Source organism: Embleya sp. NPDC127516, assembly GCF_044765325.1.
GTDB lineage: Bacteria > Actinomycetota > Actinomycetes > Streptomycetales > Streptomycetaceae > Embleya.
The window spans coordinates 1-13500 of the sequence record NZ_JBIWJT010000002.1; the positions used below are offsets into that span (position 1 = coordinate 1).

Genomic DNA, 13500 nt, shown 5'->3' on the forward strand with positions numbered 1-13500 from the left:
TCGGGGGTGTCGGGCTTGGCGTGGAGGACGTCGATGAGGTTCCAGTCGACGTAGGGTTTGAGGGCTTCGGCGCAGGCGTCGAGGTGTTCGCGGAACGGTGTGGACGTGGCGTACAGGTCGAGTGCCATGCCGTCCCACTGACTGCCCTGTCCGGGGAAGACGAACACGATCTTGCCGGGGTCGGCGGTGGCGGTGCCCTGGATCAGGTCGGGAGTCTCTTCCTGGCGGGCGAGGGCGCTCAGGGTGGCGGTGTGGTTGCCGATGATCACCGCGCGGTGCTCGAACAGCGTGCGCCCGGCCAGTACACGGGCGACAGCCGCAGGGTCCGACCCCGGTCGAGCCGCCAGGTGTTCACTCAACCGCCGCGCCTGATCATGTAGGGCCTGCGGCGTACGCGCCGACAAGACCCAAGGCAGCGGCAACGGGTCTGCGGCGACCGGGGTTTCCGGCTCCGGGTCGACCGGCTCCGGTGCCGGACCGGGTACCGGAGCCTGCTCGATGATCACGTGCGCGTTGGTGCCGCTGATCCCGAAGGAGGAGATGCCTGCTCGTCGGGGGTGGTTGGTGTCGGGCCAGGGTGTGGGTTCGGTGAGGAGTGCCACCGCGCCGGAGGCCCAGTCCACGTGCGGTGATGGTTCGTCGACGTGGAGCGTTTTGGGCAGGAGGCCGTGTTGCATGGCGAGGACCATTTTGATGACGCCGCCGACGCCTGCGGCGGCTTGGGTGTGGCCGATGTTGGACTTCAGGGAGCCGAGGTGGAGGGGGTGTTCGGTGGGGCGGTTTTGCCCGTAGGTGGCGAGGAGCGCCTGGGCTTCGATGGGGTCGCCCAGTACGGTTCCCGTGCCGTGTGCTTCGACGGCGTCGATCTGGTCGGGGGTGAGGTTGCCCGCGGCGAGTGCCTGGCGGATGACGCGTTCCTGGGAGGGGCCGTTGGGTGCGGTGAGTCCGTTGCTGGCGCCGTCCTGGTTGATGGCGGAGCCGCGTAGTACGGCGACGACCGGGTGGCCGTTGCGTTGGGCGTCGGAGAGGCGTTCGAGCAGGAGCAGGCCGACGCCCTCGGCCCAGCCTGTACCGTCCGCCGTCGATGAGAACGCCTTGCAGCGGCCGTCCGGTGACAACCCGCGCTGGCGGCTGAACTCCACGAACATGCCCGGCGTCGCCATCACGGCGGCGCCGCCGGCGAGCGCCAGCGAGCACTCCCCATGCCGAAGAGCCTGAGAGGCGAGGTGGATCGCGACGAGCGAGGACGAGCACGCGGTGTCCACCGTCACCGCCGGACCCTCGAACCCGAACGTGTAGGCCACCCGACCCGACGCGACACTCGCCGTATTGCCGGTGAGCAGGTAGCCCTCGAAGCCGTCGGCGGGCTCGTGCAGGCGCGGGCCGTAGTCCTGACTCATCGCGCCCACGAAGACTCCGGCGTCGCTGCCGCGAATCGTGGACGCGTCGATGCCCGCCTGTTCGAACGCCTCCCACGCGGTTTCGAGCAACAGGCGTTGTTGTGGATCCATCGCGGCGGCCTCGCGCGGACTGATCCCGAAGAACTCCGCGTCGAACCCGTCCGCGTCGTGCAGGAATCCGCCCGCTCGCGCGTATGTCTTGCCCGGTACACCTGGCTCCGGCGCATACAGCTCGTCGACGTCCCAGCCCCGGTTCGTCGGCAACGCGGTGATGGCGTCGATGCTTTGGCTGACCAACTGCCAGAGCTGATCCGGAGATTGCACGCCACCGGGATAGCGGCAGCTCATCGCCACGATCGCGATCGGATCGTCGTCGCGCGGTGCGATCATCCGGGTTCGCGAGTCGTTCGTGGTGCCGATTCCGGAGAACCGGGCCCACAGGTGGTCGGTCAGGACCCGGGGCGTCGGATGGTCGAAGGTGAGCGTCGCGGACAGGTCCAGCCCGGTGGAGGTCGCGAGCCGGTCGCGGAACTCCACCGCCGTCAGCGAGTCGAATCCCGACTCCTTGAAGCTCTGCCCGGGGTCGACGGCGTCGGAGGTCACGTGGCCCAGCGCGATGGCGGCCTGGGTGCGGACCAACTCCAGGAGTACGCGCCTTTGTTCGGCTTCGGACCGGCCGCCGAGGCGGCGCGCGAGCGGGTTGGCCGGCTCCGTGGCCTCCGCGTCCTCGGTGGTCTCCGCGTCCTCCGCGAGTTCCACGCTCGACGCGGGATCCGGGCCCGTCTTCGCGGCGGTTTCGACGGTCGGTCCGGAATCGGCGCCCGGCGCCGGGTCGGCGAGCCAGTAGCGGCGACGCTGGAACGCGTAGGTGGGCAGGTCGTCGACGACCTGGTCGGTGGCGAGCTGCGTGCTCCAGTCGGGGGCGGCGTCCAGGAGCCGGGTGTGCGCGATGGCGGTGGCGACGGTGGGGGCCTCGGGCTGCTTGCGGTGCAGAGTCGGGATGAAGACGGGCGATGCGTCCCGGGCGGAGTCACCCGATCGCAGGCTCTCGACGGTGCCCCGGGCGAGGGTGGTGAGAGTGCTGTCGGGGCCGAGTTCGATGTAAGTGGCGACGTCGTGCCGGTGGAGCGTGGTGACGCCGTCGTGGAAGTGCACGGCGTGCCGGATGTGCTCGGTCCAGTAGGCGGGATCCGTGAGTTGCTCGGTGGTCGCGATCGTGCCGGAGACGTTGGAGACGAGCGGGGTGTGCGGTGCGTGATAGGTCAGCGATTCCGCGATGTCCCGGAACTCCGCCAGCACGGGGTCCATGTGCGGTGAGTGGAACGCGTGGCTGACGGTGAGTTCCTTGGTCTTGTGTCCCGCGCCGCGCACCTGTTCCGCGATCCGGCGGCATCGGTCGCGGTCGCCGGAGATCACCGTGGCCCGAGGCGCGTTGTGCGCGGCGATCGAGACGAAGTCGTGTTGGTCGGAGATGAGTTCCGCGAGCTGCTCCGGCGTGGCGTCGATCGCGATCATCGCGCCGCCGGAAGGTGCGGTCTGCATGAGTCGCCCGCGTGCGGTGACGAGGGTGGCGGCGTCGGGGAGGTCGAGGACTCCGGCGAGGTGGGCGGCGGTGAGTTCGCCGATGGAGTGGCCGATGAGGTAGTTCGGCGTGATGCCGTGATGGATCAACAGGTGGTGCAGTGCGCTCTGGAGGGCGAAGAGCGCGGGTTGGGTGTAGCGGGTCTGGTCGAGGAGCTCGGGGTGGTGGTCGATCACGTCGCGGAGCGGTCGGTCCAGGTGCGGGTCCAGGTGGGCGACGGCCTCGTCGAAGGCGTCGGCGAACACCGGGTACGCGGCGCGGAGTTCCGAGCCCATGCCGGGTCGTTGGCTGCCCTGCCCGGTGTACATGAACGCCGTCCCGCCGGCGGTTCCCGAGTACGTGCCTTGCACGACCGTGGCGCCGCCCTGGTCCTCCGCCAGCCCGGCCAGCCCGGCCAGGAAGCCGGCCCGCCGGTCCGCGACGACCGCCGCCCGATGGGCGAACAACGTCCGCCGGGTCGCCAGCGTCCGGGCGATCGCGGCCGGGTCCGCGTCCGGGCGCGCGGTGACGTACGCGTGCAGGCGGGTCGCCTGGTCCCGCAGCGCCTGCGGGGTACGGGCGGACAGCACCCACGGCGTCGGTGCCGACGGTCGCTCCGCGCCCGAGTCCGAGTCCGAACCGGGACCCGAGTTCGCTCCGGCGCTCGCGCCCGCCGCCGAGACGTCGTCCCGAAGTCGTGCGGTAGGTGATTCCGCGAGTACCACATGGCAGTTCGTGCCGCCCATGCCGAACGAGCTGACCCCCGCGATCAGCGGTCGATCGGGCTGCGGCCAGGTACTCGATTCGGTCTGTACGCGCAGGTTGAGCTCGGCCAGCGGTATGTCGGGGTGCGCCGTCTCGTGGTTGAGGGTGGCCGGGAGTACTCGGTGGTGAATGCTCAGCGCGGTCTTGAGCAGCCCCACGATGCCTGCCGCGCCCTCCAGATGCCCGACGTTGGTCTTGGCCGACCCGACCGTGAGCGGTTCACCGGACGCGGTGCGACGGGTCCCGAGCGCCGCGCCGAGCGCCGCGGCCTCGATCGGGTCGCCCACCTTGGTGCCGGTGCCGTGCAGCTCCACGTACTGCACGTCGTCCGGACGGACGCCGGCGGCGCGGTGCGCGAGGCGGACGACGGCTTCCTGGGCGCGTGCGTCGGGGACGGTCAGGCCCGGCGTGGCGCCGTCGCTGTTGATCGCGCCGCCTCGGATGACGCAGTACACCCGGTCGCCGTCGGCCAGCGCGCGGGCGAGCGGCTTGAGGACGATCGCGCCGCCGCCCTCGCCGCGCACGTAGCCGTTGGCCCGGGCGTCGAAGGTGAAGCAGCGACCGTCGGGTGAAAGTCCACCGAACTTGCTCGCGCCGACGGTGCTTTCCGGTACGAGGTTGAGGTTGACGCCACCGGCGATGGCGAGTTCGCACTCGCCGCGCCGGACGCTCTCGCAGGCCGTGTGCACGGCGACCAGCGCGGAGGACTGGGCGGCGTCGAGGGTGAGGCTGGGCCCGTGCAGATCCAGCGTGTACGAGACTCGGTTGGCGATGATGGCGCGGTTGACGCCGGTGAGGCTGTGCCGGGTGATCGCCGCGGGACCGCCGCGGTGCAGCAACGCGGCATAGTCGTCCATGGTGGCGCCGACGAAGACGCCGGTTCGGCTGCCGGCGAGGGTGCCGGGGACGATGCCGGCGTCCTCCAGGGCCTCCCAGCCCAGTTCCAGGATCAGCCGCTGCTGCGGGTCCATGGCCACCGCCTCGCGCGGGGCTATGCCGAAGAAGGCGGGATCGAAGCCGTCGACACGGTCCAGGAATCCGCCGTGCCGGGTGGCGACCTTGCCCGGGGCCGAGGGGTCCTCGTCGTAGTAGGCGTCGATGTCCCAGCGGTCGGCCGGGACTTCGGTGATCGCGTCCACGCCGTCGTGCAGCAGCCGCCAGAAGGCCGCCGGATGCTCCGCCTTGGGCAACCGGCAGGACATGCCGACGATCGCGACGGCGTCGGTGTCGATGCCGGCGGTGTCGACGTCGGTCGCCGGCGTCGTCGCGGCCGGCACGGGCTTTCCTGTCATCGCGTGTCACTGCCCCTCGTCGTGAACAGGTCGCGGCGGCCGCACCGTGCGGGGATGCCTGAGGACCGTTCGTGTGCTGCCAGGCTCCAAAGTTGTCGCGGGTACTAACGCCGGCCTTTGAATCGTCTAAAGCGGCCGGCCGCGCACCGCCGCCGTCGGCGCGGACCGTCCGGGACCGGGAGCCGACCGGCGCCGGAACGCGACAAGGCCCGGTGGGACGGTGCTTGGGCACCCCACCGGACCTGGTCCGATATCCGGTTTTCGACGTTCGTGGTACAGCCTTCGGCGGCCCGCTTCGGCCGGCTCCCGTCGTGCGACGCCCGACACGCGGCCCCGGCCCCCGGGTTGGGAGACGCCCCACGCCCGACGCTCGTGGTCGTACGCCGGCCGGCCCGGCCGTCGGCGGTCAACAGGCCCGGGCGACCGCCGGTGCGCGCAGGAGTGGGGCCAGCGCGCGGGCCGCGAAGGCCGCGCCCGGTTCCTGGGCGAAGAAGTGGCCGCCCGATTGCACGTGTACGCGGCACCGTGCCGACGTGTAGGTGTGCCAGGCCGCGGCGTGCGGGAGCGATACGAGCGGATCATCGACGCCCGCGAAGACCTCGATCGGGCAGGGCAGCCGCGCGCCGTACTCCGGGTGGCCCCGATGCGGGTCGGACGCGCACAACCGCAGGTCGTCGCGCAGCAGTGCGATCGCCGCTCGGCGCCACTCCGGATACCGGAGCAGCGTCGGCGACATGCCGCCGATGTCCAGGAGGAATTGCCCCAGTTCCTCGTCGGTGCGCTCGGCGGCGCCGTCCAGGGGCGTGCGCAGATGCGGTGCCGGGCACGCGCCCACCGCGAGCCGTTCGGGCAGCGTGCGCTCGTGTTCGAAGCGCCGTCGGGTCAACGCGTGGGCCACCAGCGCGCCCATGCTGTGTCCGTAGAAGACGTACGGCCGGTCGCTCAGCCACGGATCCAGGTCGGCGTCGAGCTCGGCGACCAGCTCGGTCAGCTCCCCGGCGCGCGCTTCCCGGGCCCGCCCCTCGCGGCCGGGGAGTTGGATCGGCAGGACGTCGACGCCCGGGCCGAGCGCGCGCCGCCAGTCGCCGAACGACGAGGCCGCGCCACCCGCGTGGTGGAAGCAGAACAGTCGCAGCGGAGCGCCGATCTCGTCGGGTTCACGCGGCAGGAAGCGGGACGAGAGGCCCGCCCGCGCGCTCATCCGCGGCTCCCGGTGAGCCGGCGGCGCAATCGGAGCACGGCCAACAGGCCCTCCAAAAACGCGCGTTGCGGAGTGCGGGCGCCCATCATGCGCAACACCGAGACGATGATCCACAACCTGGTCTCGGTCACGTGCCGAGGCGAACCGTGCACGTCGTCATAGGTGTTCAGGCTCAGCTTGCGCACGTGCGCCCGCAGCAGGTCCGGGTCGGCCGGCGGGATGATCTCGTCGCGCAGACTCACCGTGCAGGCCACCGGGATGTCCAGGGCCGCCAGTTGATCCGGCGTCAGCGCCCAGTCGGCCATCCGGGCGTACAGGTTCTCGGGCTTGGCGCCGGTCAGCCGGGCCAGGGTGTCCACGGTCACCCGGGGCAGCCTGCTCTGCCAGTCGGCGTCGGTGAAGAACGCGCCGACCGGGACCCCGGCGGTGGCGATGCCCCGGATGCGTTGGTCGGACACCGCGCAGCGCAGTGCGAGGTGGCCGCTGAAGCTGAGCGCGACCGCGTACGTACGCGAGACGTCGGCGCGATCGGCCACCGCGTCCAGCACGTCGGACAGGATCCGCCAACTGTCCCGGTCGTAGGCCAGCGTGTTCTCGCCCACGCCGGGCATCTCGGTGACGACCCCGGCCAGGCCGAGTTTGCGGGCCATCAGCAGTACCGGGGCCCACTGTTCCTTGATGCTTACGATGCCGCCGGTGACCAGCAGCAGCGGCTTGCGTACGCCCTCGGGCCCGTCGGTCAACCCGGTGGCCCAGCAGCCCACCCGACCGCCGGGCAGGTCCAGGTCGATCCGCTCCAGATCGGGCTGCTCAGCGGCCCAGCGGCCGAACGTGGACACGCAGCCGTCCAGGGCCTGCTGCCGGGCCGGGCCGTCGACGTAGGGAAAACGCGCCATGTTGTAGTCCCGGCACGCCTCCAGCAGCTTCCCGTCGCCCGCCAGCCGGGCCGCGCCCCGCGACCACTCGCGTGCCCAGGAGCCGGGCGCGCCGTCGTCGTCGTTGTCGATCCGGCCGAGCAGCTCGCCGTAGTGCGCCGGCGGGATGTTCTGGGCCTTGGCGTGCACGAGTACGAACTGCTTGAGCTCGTTGATGTCGTTCACCTCGGGCTGCCTTCCGTGAGGGGGGAGCGGGTTTCGGCGGCCTCGGCCGGCTCCGGGGCGGCGGCCGGCTCGGCCGGTCCCGGGTCGGGCTCGGTGAAGTCCTCCAGGGCCTGCTTGATCTCGGTCAGCACGTCCGCGGCCTCCGCGCCGTCGATGACGCGGTGGTCGAAGGCCAGGTTCAGGCGCATGACCGGAGCGATGACGATCCGCCCGTCGCGCACCACCGGGCGCTGCACGATCCGGCCCACGCCCAGGGTGATGGTGGTGCCGCCGACCGAGTGGAAGCCGTCCACGGCGCGATGCCCGAGCGAGGTGACCGCGAAGGTGCCGAAGCGCCGCGCCCGGGTCCGCAGCGGCCGGACCACCCGGCGAAAGGCGAGGGCGCCGATCAGCCTGGGCAGCCGCTGGAGTCTGGTCAGCGCGGCGAACTCGGGCATGGTCGCCGGGTCTCCGTCGGCGTAGTGCCACACCTGCCGCTGGATCTCGGCCAGACTCGCGCGATCCAGATCGGGCAGTACCGCCGAGAGCACGACACGCCGGCCGCCGAGGGTCTTGTCCAGGGTCAGCTTGCCGTCCACCGAACCGTGCCGCAGCACGCGCGGCACCAGCCCGCCCAGGGCCGCCGCGTTGGCCTCGGGATGGTCGGCGAGCACTCTCGCGGCACCGTGCAGCACGTAGGTCACCAGCGAGTACGGCCGGCCGGTGCCCCGGGTGGCGGCCCGGTGTGCCAGCACCGCGCTCATGTCGACCTCGGTGTCCAGGAAGACGGGGGCGAACGCGCGGATCTCGCCGAGGAAGTACAGCGTGTGCCGGCGTTCGCGGGCCGCCGGTACGCCCGCGCCGCTCATCCGGACACCGCCAGCGTGTAGACGGCCTCCAGGCTGGTCGCCTCCAGGACGTCCGGCAGCGAGATGCGTCGACCGGTGTGCCGCTCCAGCGCGGTGAGCAGCCACAGCAGGTGGACCGAGTCCCAGCCGGCCAATCGGTCGAAGGAGTCCGCCGCGTTCGCCGAGGTGATCGGCAGGCCCAGTTCGTCGCGGACCAGCGCGACGAAGTCGTCAAGGGTGTTCAACGTGCTCATCGCTCGGGTTCCCCTTCGAAGGTCTCGGTCAGCGCGACGTGCCCGGGCACCGGGACGATGTCCACCAGGTCGTGCCGGAAGGTCAGCGCGTCTTCGTCCGCGGCGGCCGGATCCACCGGATCCGCGCCGGACACCGCGGGTTGGCCCGGGACGGGCACGAACCCGTACCGGGGGTAGAGGTCGCGGACCTTGCCGTTCTTGGCACTGGCCCGATACGTGCCGTAGACGGCCTCGGCGCCGGTCGCGCGCGCGTGCCGCAGCAGCGCGGACAGCGCCGACTGCTCGACGCCCCGGGCGAACACCCGGCAGCTCAGCAGCATGTTGTCCACGTGCAGCGCGTCGTCGCGGCGGTGCGCGAGGATCGCGCCGACCAGACCGTTGTCGCCGAAACGGTCGGCGGTGTGGATGGTCAGGACGAGTGCGTCCGGGTCGGCGAGCAGGGCCCGGACGGCGGGCTGTTGCAACCGCTCGGTGGTCAGGTTGAACTGATTGGTGCGCAGCGTGAGCTGGGACACCCGGGAGGTGTCGTCGGGCCCGGCGGGGGCGACGCGTACGGTCACGCCCAGTTCGTTCAGGTAGTCGTCGAGCGAGGTGAACGAGTCGAGGAAGTCCCGCCGATCCAGCTCGTCCCGGTAGCGCGAGGTCCGGGCCCGGTCCTCGGTGGTCAGCTCGCGGGTGTCGAACCAGCCGTCGGCGAGCAGCCGGCCCGGGTGCAGCGCCGGCTCCTCGTCCAGCCGGACCACCGCGACCTCCGGCAACTCGCGTCGGACCAGGCCGCATTCGTAGGGGCTGTCGTCGACGAAGACGAAGGCGTCCACACCCAGGTTGAGCGAGGCCGCGAGTTCGGCGAGGTTCTCGTGCTTGGGCGCCCAGTTGGCCACGACGCGAACGAAGTCGTCCTCTCGCAGCGTCATTCGGGGATGCTCGCGCAGCGCCTCGCGGACCGGGTCGGGGTCGTTCTTGCTGACCGCCGCGAGCAGGACGCCCTGTGCGCCCAGTTGTTTGACCACGCGTTGGAAGGCGGTGAACGCCTCGCCCCGGTAGCCGGCGCCGACCTCGATGCCCTCGATCCCGTCGTCGCCCAGGACGCCGCCCCACAGCGTGTTGTCCAGGTCGAGCACCAACACCTTGCGGGTCCGGCCGACCACGTTGTTGGCCAGGTGCGCGGCCTCGCGGGCGTACCCGGCCAGGAGTTCGGCGGACAGGTGCGCCTTGGCGTACACGTGCAGCCGCGGCTCGGTGGCCGCGATGCCGTCGGCGAGCAGCGGGTCCAGGTCCAGGACGACGACGCTCGCGTGCGCGTCGGCGATCCGGAGCAGGCGCGCGTTGGCCTCGCGCCAGACCGCGCCGAGCCGGGCCCGGGAGCGGTGGTCGACCAGTTGCGCCGAGTGCGCCCGGGGCAGCGGCAGCGTGTTGAGCACCAGCGTGCCGGTCCCGGTGCCGGCGTAGCGCGCGGCGAGTTGTTCGAGCAGGCCCACCTTGGCGGACAACACCTGTTCCACGTCGGCGGGGGTCCACGGCAGGGGCACCTCGTCGAAGACCACCGACGCGTCGAGCACGCACAGCACCAGGTCCGCCTTGGCCGCGTACAACGAGCTCTCCGGGTCCGAGAGTTCGAAGACGTAGCTGTCGAAGTCGGTGACCTGCGGGCGGGACACCAGTCCGTGTCGGGCCAGTTCGCCGGTGAGCGCGCCGGTCAGCGCGGACAGGGTGCCGTGTCCGGTGATGGTGACCGAGACGGTGCGCACGCCCGGGTGGGCGGCCAGGACCGCGTTCGGCTCCAGGCGGGACAACAACACTCCGGCCCGGGCCAGTTCCGCGGGCGTCGCGTCGGTCAAGTGTTCGCGCACGGTTGGGTACCGCGCGACCAGTCGGTCGGCCCGGTGCAGCGCGAGCAGCGCGTCGACTCCGGTCGGGGCAGGGGAGACGCTCTCGGCCGTGGGCGATGGGGTGGTGGTCATATCCTCTCCAGGGCGAAGCCCGCCTTGATCCACTTGCTGGACTCCACCGCGATGCCCACGGCACGGTCGCCGGCGGCCATCTTGGGCAGCGCCCGCTCCAATTGCAGGAACGGCAACGCGTTGCCGTTGTTGCCGGTCTCGTGCACGCAGGTGATCTCCTGCGCGCGAGGCGCGTCCAGGGTCCGCATGATCCGGGCGGTCATCCGGCCGGACAACTGCGGCGGCAGAAGGTAGTCGACGTCGTCCGCGTCCCAGCCGAGGCCGTCCAGGAGTTCGGCGAGGATCTCGCCGGCCATCACCGGCACCGACTCCTCGATCATCTTGTAGTCCTCGCTCGCGGCGGGCCGGTCGGCGTGCCGATCGGCCAGGCCGAACCACTCGATGACCTGCCCGGGCGCCCGGCCCAGCCCGGTCAGCCGGTTGACGATCGCGCGGATGGCCACCGACCCGGACACCGGCTCGGTGCTCAGCACGGCGGCCCCCGCGCCGTCGCCGAAGAGCACGAAGTTGACCAGCTCCTCCGGGGACAGCGCGCGCAGGTCGACGTCGAGGTCGAAGTGCTTCGCGGACACGTCGCCGCCCAGGACGAGCGCGGTGCGGTGCCGACCGGTCGCCAGCAGGGTGCTCGCCACGTCCAGCGCCTGCACCGCACCCGCGCAGCCGGACTGAAGCTGATAGGTGGGCAGTTCGTTGATGCCGAGCCGGTCCGCGACGATGTTCACCGTCGCGGGCATCAGCACGTCCGGGGTGGCCGTACCCAGCACCATCACGTCGATGTCGCCCGCGGCCAGGCCCGCCTCGGCGAGCGCGCGCCCGGCGGCGGCGGTGGCGAGTTCGGCCAGTGAGGAGCGGATCTCGCCGCTGTCCAGGTCGACCGAGAGGTGGCGCGTGCGGGTGCCGATGAAGACGTCGATCCACTGCTCCCACACCGCCTCCATGCCGAACCGCCGTGCCAGGGCGGCGTTGTCCACAGCCGGGCCCGGGAGTGCCGTGCCGACCGCGAGGATGTGGATATCCGAGGCGTGCATCCTTGCCCTTCCTTCACGTGTGCGAATGCCGGCGGCGCCGTCGGCCCGCAGCGGTGACGAGCCCGCGTCCGGTGCCGCGTACGCGCCTTCCGGCTGCCCCCGTGGGTGCCCGTGCTGCGGGGACGGCTGCGGCAAGGCTGTGCGGGCGCGCTAAAACGCGGCTAAGACCGGCTCGCCGAGCCGGGCGCCGACGGGCCGCAGGCCGTTGCCGAAGAGTCCGCGGACCGCGCGCCGACGGGCTCGCGGGCCGGCTGTCGGAGGGCGTGCGGGCCGGTTGCCGAAAGGCCCGCGGACCGGTTGCCGCGCCCGACTTCAGCACGGCTTTAGCGCCCGTACCGAGAGTGATCGATCAACGTCCCCGTGCCCGGTTCCCCGGCGCCCCGGTGCCGGCCCGTCCGCACCGCACGGGTTCCGCGTTCGTCGGGCGGAACCGGCCACACCCTCGAGGAGCCCCAGCATGCACACGATCGTTCGACGCACGGCTCGGGGCAGACCCCGCCTGCTCGTGGCCCTCGGCGCGGCCCTGGCGGTGCTCCTGTCGGGTTGTGCGGCGGACGACGGGCCCGCCGAACAGGCGGGCGCAGCACCGCGCCCGGGCGGCACGCTGAGCTTCGCCACCGACGTGGAACCGGCCTGCATCGACCCGGCGGTCAGCCCCCTGGACGTCACCGCGCTGATCGACCGCAACATCTTCGACTCGTTGGTCAACCTCACCCCCGACGGCGTGATCCACCCCTGGCTGGCCCAGAGTTGGGACATCTCGCCGGACGGCCTCACCTACACCTTCCGGCTGCGATCGGGAGTGCGCTTCCACGACGGCGCCACGCTGGACGCCGCCGCCGTCAAGGCGAGCCTGGACCACGTGGTCGACCCCAAGACCAAGTCGCAGGGCGCGGCCGGCCTGATGGCGGCCTACAAGGGCAGCGCGGCGCCGGATCCGAGCACCGTGCGGATCACCCTGTCCCGCCCGTATGCGCCCTTCCTCCAAGTGCTCAGCACCGCCTACCTCGGCATCCAGTCGCCCAGGTCGCTGACCAACCCCGCCGCCCCCTGCGCACGGCCGGTCGGCTCGGGGCCGTTCCGGTTCGAGAAGTGGACGAAGAAGCAGAGCATCTCGCTGCGCCGCAACCCCGACTACGCGTGGGCCCCACCGACCGCCGCGCACGACGGACCGGCCCACCTGGACGGGCTGAGCATTCGTTTCATCACCGAGAACGCGGTCCGCGTCGGCGCGCTGACCAGTGGTCAGGTCGACGTGATCGGCAGTCTGCCCGCCGCGAACGTGCGCACCGTCAAGCGCGACGGCTCGCTGCAACTGCTGCGCGCCGACGCCCCGGGCGGCGTGTACAGCGTGTTCCTCAACTCCGGGCGCGGACCCTTCGCCGACGAACGCGTCCGGATCGCCTTCCAACGCTCCGTGGACGTCGAGGGCCTGATCAAGGCCATCTACTTCGGCCAGTACCGCCGTGCCTGGGGCGCGCTCAGCCCCAACGGGGTCGGCTACAACCCCGCCGTGGAAGGCAGTTGGCCGCGCGACCCGGCGCTGGCCAACCGGCTCCTGGACGAGGCCGGGTGGACCGGGCGCGACTCGGACGGCGTACGGACCAGGAACGGCGCCCGGCTCAGCCTGCGTTGGCCGGTGCTGACCGCCAAGATCCGCGAACAGCGCGACATCCTCGGCGAGGGCATTCAGGCCCAGGCCAGGCAGGTCGGCATCGAGATCGACCGGGTGGGCCAGGACACCGGCACCTACAGCAAGGACGTCTACGCCGGGAACATGGACATCTGGGACACCAGCAACGTACGGGCCGAACCGGACGTGCTGCGCTCCCTGTTCGGCTCCGGACAGACTCTGGCCAAGGGCGGCCTGAACGTCTTCAAGCTGGCCGACCGGCAGATCGACACCTGGCTCGAGCAGGCCGTGACGACCACCGACCCGGCGATCCGCGCGGCCCGCTACGGCGAGATCCAAAAGTACCTGGTCGAGCACGCGCTCACGCTGCCCATGTACGTACCGACCTACCTGATCGGCGCCGAGAAGAAGGTGCACGGCGTGACCTTCGAGGCCGCCGCCTATCCGCTGTTCTACGACGCCTGGCTGGGGAAGTGAC

General features: G+C 71.6%; 8 protein-coding genes. 1 reads left to right on the forward strand and 7 read right to left on the reverse strand.

Translation table 11 applies throughout. The annotated features are described in order from the left end of the window. The 7 genes from ACIRL2_RS02625 to ACIRL2_RS02655 form a co-directional block, all read right to left on the reverse strand. Positions 1-5018: beta-ketoacyl synthase N-terminal-like domain-containing protein (locus ACIRL2_RS02625; protein WP_402229645.1), on the reverse strand; the 5018-nt coding region annotated here is incomplete at its 3' end. A 406-nt stretch (positions 5019-5424) separates the two neighbouring features. After that, entirely contained in the window at positions 5425-6219 is a 795-nt protein-coding gene (locus ACIRL2_RS02630; RefSeq protein ID WP_402229648.1) for a thioesterase II family protein, read from the reverse strand. Then, positions 6216-7319: an alpha/beta hydrolase gene (locus tag ACIRL2_RS02635; RefSeq protein ID WP_402229650.1), complete on the reverse strand. Its 1104-nt coding sequence runs from the start codon at positions 7317-7319 to the stop codon at positions 6216-6218. The genes ACIRL2_RS02630 and ACIRL2_RS02635 overlap by 4 nt, the downstream gene beginning before the upstream one ends. Further along, positions 7316-8167: a 2-oxo acid dehydrogenase subunit E2 gene (locus tag ACIRL2_RS02640; protein WP_402229653.1), complete on the reverse strand. Its 852-nt coding sequence runs from the start codon at positions 8165-8167 to the stop codon at positions 7316-7318. The genes ACIRL2_RS02635 and ACIRL2_RS02640 overlap by 4 nt, the downstream gene beginning before the upstream one ends. After that, the gene (locus tag ACIRL2_RS02645; protein ID WP_395872950.1) at positions 8164-8400 is read right to left on the reverse strand and encodes an acyl carrier protein; all 237 of its coding nucleotides are present in this window, start codon (positions 8398-8400) and stop codon (positions 8164-8166) included. Before ACIRL2_RS02645 ends, ACIRL2_RS02640 begins: the two co-directional genes overlap by 4 nt. Beyond that, positions 8397-10361: an HAD-IIIC family phosphatase gene (locus tag ACIRL2_RS02650; RefSeq protein WP_402229656.1), complete on the reverse strand. Its 1965-nt coding sequence runs from the start codon at positions 10359-10361 to the stop codon at positions 8397-8399. Before ACIRL2_RS02650 ends, ACIRL2_RS02645 begins: the two co-directional genes overlap by 4 nt. Beyond that, complete coding sequence (locus tag ACIRL2_RS02655; protein WP_402229658.1) at positions 10358-11389, reverse strand: 3-oxoacyl-ACP synthase III family protein; 1032 nt, start codon at positions 11387-11389, stop codon at positions 10358-10360. The genes ACIRL2_RS02650 and ACIRL2_RS02655 overlap by 4 nt, the downstream gene beginning before the upstream one ends. 457 nt (positions 11390-11846) lie before the next feature. Here ACIRL2_RS02655 and ACIRL2_RS02660 point away from each other — a divergent pair, with 457 nt between their 5' ends. After that, on the forward strand, positions 11847-13499 hold the full coding sequence (locus ACIRL2_RS02660; protein ID WP_395872953.1) for an ABC transporter substrate-binding protein: 1653 nt from the start codon (positions 11847-11849) through the stop codon (positions 13497-13499). Position 13500 lies beyond the last annotated feature (1 nt).